The sequence below is a fragment of the Flavobacterium reichenbachii genome, assembly GCF_002217435.1.
In the GTDB taxonomy this organism is placed as follows: domain Bacteria; phylum Bacteroidota; class Bacteroidia; order Flavobacteriales; family Flavobacteriaceae; genus Flavobacterium; species Flavobacterium reichenbachii.
Genome location: NZ_MUHF01000007.1, coordinates 94160 through 107734 on the forward strand (window position 1 = coordinate 94160; position 13575 = coordinate 107734).

Sequence of the window (13575 nt, forward strand, 5' to 3'; positions counted from 1 at the left end):
TTCATTAATTTTAGTATTAGAATTGTGCTTTTAGATTGAAACCAAAAGATCTTGTAGTTGGGAATGCAAATCTAGAAACACCTTGAGCATTACCAGTTCCAAAAGAACTAGATTCCGGGTCGATATGAGGAACGTCTGTCCAAATAAATAAATTACGACCGTATACTCCTATATCTAAAGAACGAATATATTTGTCTTTTAATTTGAAAGTGTATCCAAGAGTAACTTCTCTTAGTTTAACCCAATTGTTTTCGTAAACATATTGTTCGTTAGGATAAGCACCTAATCCATACCAATTTGCATCGCGTTTTACAACAACGTCGTTAGCAGCTCCTGTAGTGGCATTTACTCCAGGGAAGATATAATCATCATTACGGTTTAAAGTTTCTTTACTTACACCATAGAAGTCTAACAATTCTCCTGTTCCACTATATAAATAACCACCTTGTCTTATGTCAGCAAGTGCAGTGAAATAAATGTTTTTGTAGTTAATAGCGGTACTTAAACCACCAGTCCAGTCCGCTTCAGTATGACCAAGATTTACACCGTCTAATACAGAAGGAATTCCATCGTCGTCAACTAATACTTTTCCATTTGCATCTCTAGCGTAACCAGTTCCGATTATTGTTCCTAATCTTTCACCTTTTACAGCATAAATAGCTGGATTTCCGTCAAATCCACCAAGGTAAATTTTGTCAACACCAGGATAAGTTTCGTCAACATGTGATCTAACTCTACTAAAGTTGAAAGACACATCCCATTTAAAGTTTTTAGTTTGAATAGGTGTTGTTCTTAACATAAGTTCAAAACCTTTCGAAGATGTTTGCCCACTGTTAATGATTGTTGCAGTTGCACCAGTTGCAGGAGAAATATCTAATGGAATAATACCGTCAGTATTTACGTTTCTGTAGTATGATGCATCTATACCAATTCTGTCTTTGAATAATTTTAACTCAACACCCACTTCATATTCTGTAGTGAACTCAGGAGTTAAATTAGCATTACTAATTGTGTTTTGGATTGTGTATCCTGCTAAGTTGTTAAAAGGAAACTCAACACCATCTGTAAATCCATCACCAAATATTGCTTTTCTGTAAGCAGGCTGAGTTAAGTATGGATCTGCATCTCTACCTGTTTTAGAAGCGCCTACACGTAATTTACCATAAGTAAGCGCGTCTGATTGTATTTTGAATGCGTCTGTGAAAATCAACGAAGCACTTACACCTGGATAGAAGAAACTTCTGTTGTCTTTTGGTAATGTTGAACTCCATTCGTTTCTTGCAACTACGTTTAAGAAAAGGTAGCTGTCATAACTAAGAGATAAATCTCCAAATACTCCAAACAATGTTCTTTTTGAGTTATAAAGGTAAGCAGGGCTAAAAGTTTTGATATTGTTCGTATTGATAATTCCAGGAAGAATCAATTCGGTTCCAATAGTTTGAGTTTGTTGGAAAGTTCTCTTATTATAATCTTGTCCAGCAGTCAAAGTTGCTTTGAATTTTTCAGTAATGTCTTTATTGAAAGTAGCAATTAAAGTAGATGTAGTTTCTTGACGCGTAATATTATCGTAAGTTAAGTTTCCTAACGGATTACCCCCAGTGTAGATATCTTTGAAAAGAGTTCTTTCGTCAGATAAATGATCATTACCAAGACGGTAAGAAAGTTTAAAATCTTTAGCTACATCAAAAGCAAAGTTTAAGCCTGTAATATATCTTTGGCTATCTGTACGTGCAGAGTTTTTGTAAGCACTCCAATATGGGTTGTCAAAAGCTCCTCCGCGGAAGTTAATTTGAGTTCCGTTTGGTCTTTCGTATCCGTATCCTTTTAAATCCCAAGATACAGGAGTATGGAATAATGCGAAAAATGGATTCCCTCCGTCTTGTCCTGCATATGCAAGATCTCCTTCAGAAGCATTGTAGCTTAAGTTAACTCCAGCTGTAAACTTACTGCTGAATTTGTAGTTACTGTTAAAACGACCATTGAATTTTTGGTATCCTTGGTTAGGAACAATAGAAGTTTGTTTAGATTGTCCAACAGATACAAACATATCGTAAGCATCAGTAGAGTTTGAAAGAGAAACGTTATTATTATATGTAGTCCCTGTTTGTAGAAATTGTTTTCTAGGGTCGTAAACTTTCAATTGAATTTGTTGTGGCCCTAACCCTTGAGCGGCTCCAGCAGCAGCACTAGTTACAGTTTGTCCTGTAATTCTAGGTCCGAAAGATCTAGAACCACCTTCTGCATAAGTTACACCATTAGATCCCTGAGCATATTCAGTTTGAAAATCAGGTAAAACCAAAGCGTCATCAACACCTACTGAACTATTGAATTCAATTACAGGTTTTCCTTCTTTTCCAGATCCGGTTTTTGTAGTGATTAAAACAACACCATTAGATCCGCGATTTCCATATAATACAGCTCCGGCAGCACCTTTAAGTATTGTTACGCTTGCGATATCATTAGGGTTAATGTCGGAAGCTCTGTTAGGGCTATTAAATCCTATTACAGTATTGCCATTTCCATCATTCGCATTACTCATTGGAATTCCATCAATAACATAAAGTGGTTCGTTGGCTCCAGTCAAAGATTTGTTTCCTCCTCTAATTACTAATCTACTAGCTTGTCCTGGAGCACCTCCAGAAGCAGTTACTTGTAGGCCTGAAACTTTTCCACTAAGAGCACTTACAACGTTTTGGTTGTTTCCTTTAGTAATGTCATTTCCAGATAATTTTGTTGTAGCATAACCAACAGCTTTGTCAGATTTTTTAATCCCTAATGCTGTTACAACTACACTTTCTAGCTCAACAGAATTGTCGGCTAATTTTATGTTAATAGAAGTTGAAGTTGCAGCTACTTCTTGAGATTTCATCCCTATGTAGCTAAATACCAAGATTTGGCTTGGTGAAACTTTGATAGAGAATTTTCCATCAAAATCAGTTTGTGTTCCTGTTTTTGTTCCTTTAACTAATACACTAACACCTGGTAAAGGCATTCCTGCATCGTCAGAAACTATTCCAGAAACAGCTCTTTCTTGCGCAAAAGTAAGTTGCGCAACTAGTACTAGAAAAAGTACTAGGAATCCATTGAACTTTAGTTTCATTTTTAAATATTTTGAATTAGTAAGACAAAAATCTTAATAATTTGTTAATCTACCTAATGTAAAAACCTTTTTTTTTAGTTAAATAATGGCTTTATAAGAAGATGTTGTTTATTTATGGTTAAAAAAACGTTATAAATTAAGTATTCTTAGAATATAGTTAAAAATATGATAATAATGAAATTTCGTAAATTATTCACAATGTTAAATTTTAACACTTGATAATCAATTTAACTCTTTTTTGTAACTTTTTAAACAAAAAAACCACCCTGATTAGGGTGGTTTCTATTGAAATATGTCTTAAATATTAAAATTTATCCCAAAATAGCTTTGTAGTAACTGCGTCACCACCTATTGCTTGACTAGCTGCTGTGTAGCTGGCTTTGTTTAAGGATTGTTCTATAATAGGGTAAGTATAACGAACAGGAATGTCAGAAACTGCATCAGCAGGTTTTACTAAAACAGGATAATCCAATCTTCTGTAAGTTGAGTAACCTTCAAATGAATTATTGTAATATGCAATCCAGCTTTGAGTTCCAATTTTTTGTTTCCAAGTTCCTGCAGCTGTTGCATAAGCAACACTTGGGTTGGCTAAATAAGCCGTCGCTTCTGCAGTAGTACCGCCCCAATCTAAAATTGATGCTGTAATTGCTGCATTATAATGTGCTGCCGCAACTGCAGGAGTTCCGTATAATGATCTTTCAGCTGCTTCTGCTAATAAAAATTGAGCTCCTGCATAATCTAAAATTGTTCCTGGATAATCTGGGATTTGTAATGTTTTAGATATATGTGTGTAATTATTGAATGAATTGCTTCCTCCGTTTGTACCTCCAACGTATTCTATTTCTGGAGTTGCAGGGTTGTCAAGATTATTATCAAAATACTTAGAACGTCTTGGGTCGTTTAGATTGTTCATAGCATTTATTAATGTGCTTGTTGGAACAAAATCAGAACGGCCGCTAGCTACAAGATCCACATATAAAGGATTTGTATTTGGAGTCGCCGTTAAATATTTGAAATCTGCATTGTCATCATTAGAAGTGAATACAAGTGGTGCAGCACTAGATACAGTTGCTTGGGCTAAAGCTGTTTCAGAAGGTATGTCTGAGATAGTAATACCTAATCTTAGCTTAAGTGTATTTGCAAATTTAATCCACTTAGACACATCACCAGCATATATTCTGTCGTTGTCCCCAAAGCTTGCGCCACCTGTGTTAAGATTTGCTATCGCTTTATTCAATCTTACAATTAGATCTTTATAAATTGTTAAGCCATCATCGTATTTAGGTGTTTTGTAAGTCAAGTTTAATGCTTGAGAATATGGAACATCTCCAAAAGTTTCTACTAATATTGCATAAGTGTAAACATTCAAAACTTCGATTATTGCAAGTTTGTTTTGTTTATTTAATGGGTTTTCTGTTAAACCCACTGCAGTATTTGAAATGTTTTTTGCACTTTGATCTAAATCTTTTAGAACATCTTTGTATAAATACTGCCAGTGTTGTTCTGGAATTGTTCTTGTTACTAAATCATAGTTACTTTCATCAGTATATACTGTTTCTGTCCAGTATTGATTTATTAATCTGAAAACATTATCATTAACATTTGTGCTCATCATCTGGTCTACCAAGCTTTTTTCAGCACTAGTAAATAGAACTTCACCAGGCACATTTGCCGGGTCTTTTACGTTTACGTTTAATTTCTCTAAATCATCGGAACAAGACGCAAGTGTTGCTGCAGTGAGTAGAATTAAAAATATCTTTTTCATGATTTCTTTTTTTAAAATTGGATTTTAATGTTAAAGCTAATGTCTCTAGTAGATGGTAAAGATCCTGTTGAGTAGCCTTGTAAGTTACCTGCTCCTAATCCTGATTCAGGATCTGCATCTGGTAAATTTTTGTGAATAATCCAAAGGTTAGTTCCAACGATACTGAAAGTCATTCCGTTCATAAAAGTATTTTTTAATGCTTTTTCTGTAAGCGAATATGAGATTGCAGTTTGTCTTAATTTAATATAGCTTGCATCATAAACAAATGCTTCGTCTGGTAAACCTCTTCTGTATCCTTGTGCTCCAAATCGGCTTGCATTAATTCTTGTTGTATTTGCAGTTCCATCTGGATTTACACCTGGATTTATAAATCCACCACTATCACTTCCTGTAGTTATAGGGTTTCTTACAGGATTTCCAAGGTCATTTGTAAAAGCTGTATCATCATATAATCCTGTTGCCATACCATAATAACGGTCTAATGAGAATATCTGACCACCTTTTTGCATGTCAATTAAAAATTCTAATGAGAAATTTTTATAGGTAAATTTGTTGTTAAGACCTCCAGTCCATTCTGGATTTGCATTTCCAATCACATTGTCTGAAGTTGAAGTTTTGATGTATTGACCATTAGCAGGATCAACTACTCTTTGTCCATTTAAGTATGTATATTGAGTACCGTAAATTACTCCGTATGGTTGACCAACTTGAGCATTAATAGTAACTCCACCTTGGAAAGAACCTAATTGAAGGTTGTCGATACCATCTAATAATTCTACCACTTTGTTTCTGTTTCTAGCCCAGTTCACATTAACATCCCATGAAAAACTGTCTGTTTTTATAGGTGTACCGTTTAATGAAACTTCGATACCTTTGTTTTCTATTTCTCCTGCATTAATTAATTCATATAGATAACCAGTTGAAGATGTTAATCTTAATGGAATGATTTGATCAATTGAGTTAGATTTATAGTAAGAAACATCTAGTCCTAATCTCTTTTTAAAGAATGATAATTCTATACCAGCTTCGTAACTTTTTGTACGTTCTGGTTTTAGATTTGGATTGTTTTTAGTGTCTTTTACAGATGCAGAACCAGCACCGATAGCTGTGTTTACTGCATAGGTATCTAAAATTCTGTCAAAACCTGGACTATTTCCAACTTCAGCATAGTTAAGTCTTACTTTACCAAATGAGAACCAGTCAGCTGTTATGAATTTTGAAAACACAAAACTTGATGATACAGAAGGGTAGAAGTATGAACTGTTTGCTTCTGGAAGAGTAGAAGAATGGTCTCTTCTAATTGTTCCTTCTAAAAACAAGAAGTCATCGTATCCAAAAGAAGCACTTCCGTAAATACCGTCAACTCCTATTGATTCGTCTCTCTCTATTGGAGCAAGCATTGGAGCGCTTGTGTTTTGTAGTGCATAAAGACCTGGAATTGCAAGACCTCCGTTTGTAGCAGCCCAGATTGAATTGTAGTAACTTCTTCTGATGTTAACACCTGCTACACCTTTAAGATTTAATTTTTCTGTTAGATTAGTGTTGTAGTTCAACATAAAATCATAGTTGTACTCACTAAATCCAATATTTCTTCTTGAATATCCTGATGGAGCCGGGTTTCTGTTGATACTTCCGTCACCTCCTCCGGTTCCAATACCAAAGTTTGAAGGTACACTACCTACAGCTCTTCTTTCTTCTTGAATTTCGTCATAAGTATCTACAGACATTCTTCCATAAGCGTCTAGCCAGCTTGCAATTTTATAGTTTAATGAAACATTACCAATAAATCTGTTTCTACTGTCTGACTCATAGTTTTCATAACGTTGGAAGTAAGGGTTGTCCCAAAAAATAGGTGTAGAATTAGTAGTTGAATTTGGATTCCAAGATACGTTTCTGCCAGTAAGTTCGTAAGCTTGTTTCAAATCTTTAAGATCAACATTTGTCTGCCACCATTGTCTAAAGTTTCCAGCAATGTTATCATTGTATCCAGTAGTATTTCTACCAATTGTACTGGTTCTTGTAAAGTTACCATATCCGGCTACAGTTAATCTGTCATTGATTAGAGTAGATCCGCTTAAAGTAAAAGTATTTCTTTTTAATGTGCTGTTAGGTAAAAGACCTTTTTGATCAAGGTTGTTTATACCTAATCTTAAATACCCATTTTCTAAACCTTTGTCGATAGAAATAGAATTTGTCAAAGCCAATGGTTTTTCAAAAAATGTTATAGGGCCATTTTTTGCATTAATCCATGGAGTAGCTTTCATGTAGTTTGGAGACTCAGGATAGAATGCGTCCCATTGATATACCAATAAATTAGGATCAAAAGCCTGTCCGTAAGAAGCGTCTTCAGTTAACGGAGTTACATTATCCAAGATTCCATCTCCATCAATATCTTTATGATCAAGGTAAGAATCTTCGTCAGGACCGTAGTATGCACCGTATCCTGCGCCATATTGTTTTTGATATTTTATAAAAGTACTCTTATCAACAGATCCCGTTGTTACTCCCGAGTTTACTGTAATAGAATATCCTTTTGCTCTTTTGCTTCCTTTTTTAGTTGTAATAACTACAACCCCATTGGCAGCTCTAGATCCGTATAATGCACTTGCAGCTGATCCTTTAAGTACGTTTACAGATTCAATGTCTTCTGGGTTAATATCAGATGCAGCACTACCATAGTCGTAACCTGCTCCTGATTGTTCTTGATCTCTTGAGTTTGAATTGTTGTTGCTGATAGGAACTCCGTCAATTACAAACAGAGCTTGGTTGTTTCCTGTTAAAGATGAGTTTCCTCTAATTACGATATTAGTAGATCCTCCAAAATTTGTTGTTCTTTTTACTTGTACACCAGAAACTTTACCAGAAATAGAGTTTACAAAGTTGTCACTCTTAACTGCAGCAAGACTTTCTCCTTTTACTTCCTGTGTGGCGTATCCAAGAGATTTTTTCTCTCTTGATAATCCTAATGCTGTTACAACAACTCCCTCAAGTTGTTGTGCATCTCCTGATAATTTCGCGTTAACTGATGTAGAAGTTGCTGCAAATTCTTGCGATTTCATCCCAATGTAGCTAAATATTAAAACTTGGCTTGGTGATGCTTTGATAGAATATTTTCCGTCAAAATCTGTTTGTGTTCCAGTTTTTGTGCCTTTAACTAGTACACTTACTCCTGGTAGGGGCATGCCTGCGTCGTCGGTAACTATACCGGAAACGGCTCTTTCTTGCGCAAAGGTTAGTTGCGCGAATAGTACTAATAATAGCACTAAAAACCCATTGAACTTTGGTTTCATATTAAATAATTATTTTGAATTAGTAGTACAATATTCATAATAATTTGTTAACATTCCTAATGTTATGGTAAGGTTTTTTTGATAAAGGTTAAAATTTAACATTATAACAGATGTTTAATAAGCTGTTATAAAATTTTATTTCCTCGCTATTTGTAGTGCCGTTGGCTATTGAGATTTTTAATAAACCACTTTTAGTTAGTAAGCCTAATCCTACCCCGAAAGATAGTAAATTTCTTATTTTCTTATTGTTATTAAAGCTTGTCTGGTCTTGATATATACCGTAATCTAAAATGCTGTGGAGGTACAAATTTGAGGATGTTAGATACCTATATTCCGTCATCAATAAATTTACATTATTTCCTTGTAAACTATTTTCAGAAAAACCTCTAATGGAGTTCATGCCTCCAAATCTAAATAGTTCATTAGTTATATAATTTTTACTTTTTAAGAAATAATTCTGTGAGTTAACATAAAAGAAATTTTTATCATTTAACTCAAAGTTATAAGATAAATTAAGTGATGTGTAAAACTGCTTACTCGGCTGTGCAGTCTCTAAGCTGTTGTTAGTATTTCTTTTTCCGTATCCGATAATACAGTTTAAAAATATTTTCTGAGGATAAAGAATATTTTCGTTATCTAATTTTTTATAACTATAAGTAGAAGTGGTATATGAATTTTTAAAATCACTAATAGAAGAATTATTGGTGTTTTGAATATCGCTGGATTCTGTAGATTGATATCCTAAATATATTTTTGAATTATAGTTGATATAATACCCTAAGTCAATGCTGGTTTTAGTGTTTTGAAAAGTGCTGTCTTGTTTGAAAATATTCAATTGAGCTTTGATTCCTAGTGATGATCTAAAGATATAGGGAACTTCTAATTTTGCATTAAAGGTTTTTTGCTGATTTCCATCGCTCTTCCAGTATAAAGAAAATTGTTCTCCAGCACGAAGGGTGTTAATAAGTGAAATGTCAAGATATCCATTAAGGATTAGTTTTTTATTTTCGTTATTAGAAAATCCAATATAGCCATCAAAAGTATTGGCCTTTCTTTTTTCTATATAAGCATAAATTTTAGTTGAATCAGTTGTAAATAAGATTTCGGGATATTTTGTCTGATTTACAAATTCAAAACTATTTATATCGTCATAAAGTTCTTTAATGGTTTCTTGGTTAAAAGTCTTGTTTAAATATTTTTTATTAAGCTGTTTGAAATGTGCTTTTGGAAAAAAATTATTTGAATCCTGATTTACATAATTAATTATAATGGAATTTAAGCTTCGTTTTTTTTCGGATTTAAAATTTAATGACGCTGTTATTATGGAATTCTTTTTTTGAATGTTTTCAAGTTTGATTTTTGTTAATGCAAAACCCCTCTTTTCAGCATCGATTATTTTTTGATTTAAATAGCTTTCAATCTTTTCGTAAGGAATAATTAAAGTGTCATTTTGTATTTTATCTGAACTAAGAAAAAATATATTTGTACCTATATATATATGTATCTCTTTTATTTTGTTTTTTAAGCTTATTTTGGAGATATAAGTGCTGTCATTATTTTGTAATGTTTCTTGTATAGAGTTGTCTATGAAGCCTTGTTTTGAAAGGTTTAACGATGTTTTTTGTATTTCTGCAAATAATGATTTTAAGTTAAAATGTTTTGGGTTGTATTTTAATGAGTCAATAATTTGACTTTCTGATATATTAGAACCTTCAATTTTTAAATAAAAATTTTGTGCATATCCAGAAATGCTGATACAAAAAAAGAAGATGTATAAAAACTGTTTCAAAGTAATCGTTTCATTTATTAAAAGTATTGCAAATATCAATTGTTTGTTTGTAAAAACATAAGCTTAAATAATGTTATTGAAAATTAATAGATTAACGTTTGTATAGTGAAAAATATTTTATACATTTGCAACCCCGTAAAAAGCGGGAATTTAATATACATAATAAATTTTTAGTATTAATTATGCCAACAATTCAACAATTAGTAAGAACAGGAAGAACTCAGATAACTAAGAAGAGTAAATCGGTTGCTTTAGATTCTTGTCCTCAAAGAAGAGGGGTTTGTACGCGTGTTTACACTACTACACCAAAAAAACCAAACTCTGCAATGCGTAAAGTAGCGCGTGTACGTTTGACAAATGGTAATGAAGTAAATGCTTACATCCCTGGAGAAGGACACAATTTACAAGAGCACTCGATAGTATTAGTTAGAGGCGGAAGGGTAAAAGATTTACCAGGTGTTAGATATCATATCGTTCGTGGAGCGCTTGACACGTCAGGAGTTGCAGGAAGAACGCAAAGAAGATCTAAGTACGGTGCTAAACGCCCAAAAGAAGCAAAAAAGTAATTTAAAACTTTTAAGAAAAAGACATGAGAAAAAGAGCGGCAAAGAAAAGACCACTTTTACCAGATCCGAGGTTTAACGACCAATTGGTAACACGTTTTGTGAACAACTTAATGTGGGACGGTAAGAAATCTACAGCTTTCAAAGTATTTTATGATGCAATTGACATCATCGAATCTAAAAAGCAAGATTCAGAAAAATCTTCATTAGAAATTTGGAAAGATGCTTTAACAAACGTTATGCCTCACGTAGAAGTACGTAGTCGTAGAGTAGGTGGAGCTACATTTCAAATTCCAATGCAAATTAGACCAGACAGAAAAATTTCTATGGCAATGAAGTGGTTAATACTTTATTCTAGAAGAAGAAATGAAAAATCTATGGCACAACGTTTAGCATCAGAATGTTTAGCTGCTGCTAAAGAAGAAGGTGCTGCGGTTAAGAAAAGAATGGATACTCACAAGATGGCAGAAGCTAACAAAGCTTTCTCTCACTTTAGATTTTAATTCGTAAGAAATGGCTAGAGATTTAAAATATACAAGAAATATCGGAATTGCTGCTCACATTGATGCTGGTAAAACAACAACAACTGAGCGTATCCTTTTTTATACTGGAAAGTCACATAAAATTGGTGAAGTACACGATGGTGCTGCAACAATGGACTGGATGGCTCAAGAGCAAGAAAGAGGTATTACAATTACTTCAGCTGCAACTACTTGTGAGTGGAATTTTCCAACTGAGCAAGGTAAAATTTTGCCTGAATCTTTGCCATACCACTTTAATATTATTGATACTCCTGGACACGTTGATTTTACTGTAGAGGTAAATCGTTCTCTACGTGTACTTGATGGATTAGTTTTCTTGTTTTCTGCTGTTGATGGTGTTGAGCCTCAATCAGAAACTAACTGGAGGCTTGCAGATCAGTACAGAGTTCCACGTATGGGATTCGTTAATAAAATGGACCGTCAAGGATCTAACTTTTTGGCAGTTTGTCAACAAGTTCGTGATATGTTAAAATCAAACGCTGTTGCGATCACTTTGCCAATTGGTGAAGAAAATGATTTTAAAGGTGTTGTGGATTTAGTAAAAAACCAGGCTATCATTTGGCATGATGCAACTCAAGGGGCGACTTTTGATATTGTTGAAATTCCTGCTGATATGGTTGCTGAAGTTAAAGAATACAGATCTATTCTTATTGAAGCAGTTGCTGATTACGATGAAAACCTTTTAGAGAAATTCATGGAAGATGAAAACTCTATTACGGAAGAAGAAATCAACAATGCTTTAAGAGCTGCTACTATGGATATGGCTATCATCCCGATGATTGCTGGTTCTTCTTTCAAAAACAAAGGAGTTCAATTCATGTTAGATGCAGTTTGTAAATATTTGCCTTCTCCAATGGATAAGGAAGGTATTGAAGGAATTCATCCTGATGATGCTGAATTATTAGAAGAAGATCAAACTAAAATCTTGCGTAAGCCAGACGTAAAAGAGCCTTTTGCTGCTCTAGCATTTAAAATTGCTACTGACCCATTCGTAGGTCGTTTAGCTTTCTTCCGTGCTTACTCTGGACGTTTAGATGCTGGTTCTTATGTTTTGAACACTCGTTCAGGAAACAAAGAAAGAATTTCTCGTATCTACCAAATGCACGCAAACAAACAAAATCCAATCGAATATATTGAGGCTGGAGATATTGGGGCTGCTGTTGGATTTAAAGATATTAAAACTGGAGATACATTGTGTGATGAAAAACACCCAATTATTCTTGAGTCTATGAAATTCCCTGCGCCGGTAATTGGTATTGCAATTGAGCCTAAAACTAAAGCTGACGTTGATAAGATGGGTATGGCTTTGGCTAAATTAGCTGAAGAAGATCCAACATTTACTGTTAGAACAGATGAGGCTTCAGGGCAGACTATTATTTCAGGTATGGGTGAGCTTCACTTAGATATCTTGGTAGATCGTATGAAACGTGAATTTAAAGTTGAAGTAAACCAAGGTGAACCTCAAGTTGAATATAAAGAGGCGTTTACAAGATCTGCAACTCACAGAGAAACTTACAAGAAACAATCAGGAGGTCGTGGTAAATTCGGTGATATCGTATTTACACTTGAGCCAGCTGATGAAGTTGATGGTAAAGTTCCTGTAGGATTACAGTTTATTAATGCGGTAAAAGGTGGTAACGTTCCTAAAGAATATATTCCATCTGTAGAAAAAGGTTTCCGTGAAGCTATGAAAACTGGTCCTTTGGCTGGTTATCAAGTGGATAGTTTGAAAGTAACTTTGACAGACGGATCTTTCCACCCTGTCGATTCTGATGCTCTTTCTTTTGAGTTAGCGGCTAGAATGGGTTATAGAGAAGTAGCTAAAGCTGCTGGGGCAATTGTTCTTGAGCCAATCATGAAAATGGAAGTTATTACTCCTGAAGAGAACATGGGAGATATCGTAGGTGATATCAACCGTCGTAGAGGTCAGGTTAATGACATGGGTGACAGAAACGGTGCTAAAACTATTAAAGCTGATGTGCCTTTATCAGAAATGTTTGGATATGTAACAACATTAAGAACATTGTCTTCTGGTAGAGCAACTTCAACAATGGAGTTTTCTCACTATGCAGAAACACCTTCTAATATTTCAGAAGCTGTAATTAAAAAAGCAAAAGGTAACGCTTAATTCTTAAGAAAATGAGTCAAAAAATCAGAATAAAACTAAAATCTTACGATCACATGTTGGTAGATAAATCTGCTGAAAAGATCGTAAAAACAGTAAAAACTACTGGAGCAGTTGTAACAGGTCCAATTCCGTTGCCAACTCACAAAAAACTTTTCACTGTATTGCGTTCTCCGCACGTTAACAAAAAAGCGAGAGAGCAATTTGAAGTAATGTCATACAAGAGATTGATTGATATTTATTCATCTTCATCTAAAACTATTGATGCATTAATGAAACTTGAATTGCCAAGTGGAGTTGAAGTAGAGATTAAAGTATAATTTTTTATTATATTTTTTATATAAAAAGCGAGACAGAAATGTCTCGCTTTTTTTTGTTCGTTTAAATTTTAAAATTTTTTA

General features: G+C 34.0%; 8 protein-coding genes. 4 read left to right on the forward strand and 4 right to left on the reverse strand.

Features of this window, described 5'->3' with window-relative positions; all coding sequences use genetic code 11:
* Positions 1 to 16 precede the first annotated feature (16 nt).
* The 4 genes from B0A68_RS07235 to B0A68_RS07250 all read right to left on the reverse strand — a co-directional run bounded on the left by B0A68_RS07235 (position 17) and on the right by B0A68_RS07250 (position 9944).
* Positions 17 to 3100, reverse strand: a complete 3084-nt coding sequence (locus B0A68_RS07235; RefSeq protein WP_051892472.1) for a SusC/RagA family TonB-linked outer membrane protein — start codon at positions 3098 to 3100, stop codon at positions 17 to 19.
* 304 nt (positions 3101 to 3404) lie between these two features.
* The gene (locus B0A68_RS07240) at positions 3405 to 4865 is read right to left on the reverse strand and encodes a SusD/RagB family nutrient-binding outer membrane lipoprotein (RefSeq protein WP_035682503.1); all 1461 of its coding nucleotides are present in this window, start codon (positions 4863 to 4865) and stop codon (positions 3405 to 3407) included.
* An 11-nt stretch (positions 4866 to 4876) separates the two neighbouring features.
* Positions 4877 to 8155: a SusC/RagA family TonB-linked outer membrane protein gene (locus B0A68_RS07245; RefSeq protein ID WP_035682500.1), complete on the reverse strand. Its 3279-nt coding sequence runs from the start codon at positions 8153 to 8155 to the stop codon at positions 4877 to 4879.
* A gap of 88 nt (positions 8156 to 8243) precedes the next feature.
* Positions 8244 to 9944, reverse strand: coding sequence for a BamA/TamA family outer membrane protein (locus B0A68_RS07250; RefSeq protein WP_035682498.1), 1701 nt, complete (start codon positions 9942 to 9944; stop codon positions 8244 to 8246).
* 182 nt (positions 9945 to 10126) lie between these two features.
* Between B0A68_RS07250 and rpsL the strand changes: the two genes are divergently transcribed.
* From rpsL to rpsJ, 4 genes are read left to right on the forward strand one after another with little or no spacing between them, the layout of a single operon-like run.
* Positions 10127 to 10510, forward strand: coding sequence for a 30S ribosomal protein S12 (gene rpsL / locus B0A68_RS07255; RefSeq protein WP_007136570.1), 384 nt, complete (start codon positions 10127 to 10129; stop codon positions 10508 to 10510).
* A gap of 23 nt (positions 10511 to 10533) precedes the next feature.
* Positions 10534 to 11010 (forward strand): 30S ribosomal protein S7, encoded by a 477-nt coding sequence (gene rpsG / locus B0A68_RS07260; RefSeq protein WP_007803600.1) that lies wholly within the window; start codon positions 10534 to 10536, stop codon positions 11008 to 11010.
* A 10-nt stretch (positions 11011 to 11020) separates the two neighbouring features.
* The gene (fusA, locus tag B0A68_RS07265) at positions 11021 to 13177 is read left to right on the forward strand and encodes an elongation factor G (RefSeq protein WP_035682496.1); all 2157 of its coding nucleotides are present in this window, start codon (positions 11021 to 11023) and stop codon (positions 13175 to 13177) included.
* Positions 13178 to 13188: 11 nt separating this feature from the next.
* Entirely contained in the window at positions 13189 to 13494 is a 306-nt protein-coding gene (rpsJ, locus tag B0A68_RS07270; RefSeq protein WP_007803605.1) for a 30S ribosomal protein S10, read from the forward strand.
* Positions 13495 to 13575 lie beyond the last annotated feature (81 nt).

Coding starts and splice junctions, on each gene's coding strand:
- rpsL (WP_007136570.1), top strand. CDS start 10,127: ATGCCAACAATTCAACAATTAGTAAGAACAGGAAGAACTCAGATAACT.
- B0A68_RS07240 (WP_035682503.1), bottom strand. CDS start 4,865: ATGAAAAAGATATTTTTAATTCTACTCACTGCAGCAACACTTGCGTCT.
- rpsG (WP_007803600.1), top strand. CDS start 10,534: ATGAGAAAAAGAGCGGCAAAGAAAAGACCACTTTTACCAGATCCGAGG.
- B0A68_RS07245 (WP_035682500.1), bottom strand. CDS start 8,155: ATGAAACCAAAGTTCAATGGGTTTTTAGTGCTATTATTAGTACTATTC.
- rpsJ (WP_007803605.1), top strand. CDS start 13,189: ATGAGTCAAAAAATCAGAATAAAACTAAAATCTTACGATCACATGTTG.
- B0A68_RS07235 (WP_051892472.1), bottom strand. CDS start 3,100: ATGAAACTAAAGTTCAATGGATTCCTAGTACTTTTTCTAGTACTAGTT.
- fusA (WP_035682496.1), top strand. CDS start 11,021: ATGGCTAGAGATTTAAAATATACAAGAAATATCGGAATTGCTGCTCAC.